Here is a 484-nt window from a genome sequence, read left to right on the forward strand (position 1 = left end):
GAGAAGCCCGGGGTCTGGCTGATCGTCGTGGTGGCGTCGTCGGACTGCGGCTCGGCTTCCGCCGGCTCGAAGCTCGCCGTGTTCACGATATCCGCGCCGGCGTCGATCATCGCCTGATCGACCGCATGGCTCGCCGTCCAGGTCTCGCTGCCGCCGACCGGGATCGAGATCCCGCTCACCGCCGCACCGCCGAAGTCCACCGGCAGGCTGTCAGTCAGCGCGCCCTCCGTCAGCGTCACGTTGCCGGTGTTGGCCACCGTGATCGTATAGGTCAGCGTGCCGGGCGCCGAGAGGCTGGCCTGATCCACCGTCTTCTCGATGGTGAAGGCCGGAGTCTGGCTGATCGTGGTGGTGGCATCGTCGGACTGCGGCTCGGCTTCCGCCGGCTCGAAGCTCGCCGTGTTCACGATATCCGCGCCGGCGTCGATCATCGCCTGATCGACCGCATGGCTCGCCGTCCAGGTCTCGCTGCCGCCGACCGGGA

Annotated in this window: 1 protein-coding gene; it reads right to left on the reverse strand. The window is 68.8% G+C overall.

The features are described 5' to 3' along the window. On the reverse strand, positions 1 to 484 hold a 484-nt coding region (locus tag G4Z14_RS18775), incomplete at both ends, for a DUF7507 domain-containing protein (RefSeq protein WP_164628488.1).

Source organism: Tabrizicola oligotrophica (assembly GCF_011008935.1).
Classification (GTDB): domain Bacteria; phylum Pseudomonadota; class Alphaproteobacteria; order Rhodobacterales; family Rhodobacteraceae; genus Tabrizicola_A; species Tabrizicola_A oligotrophica.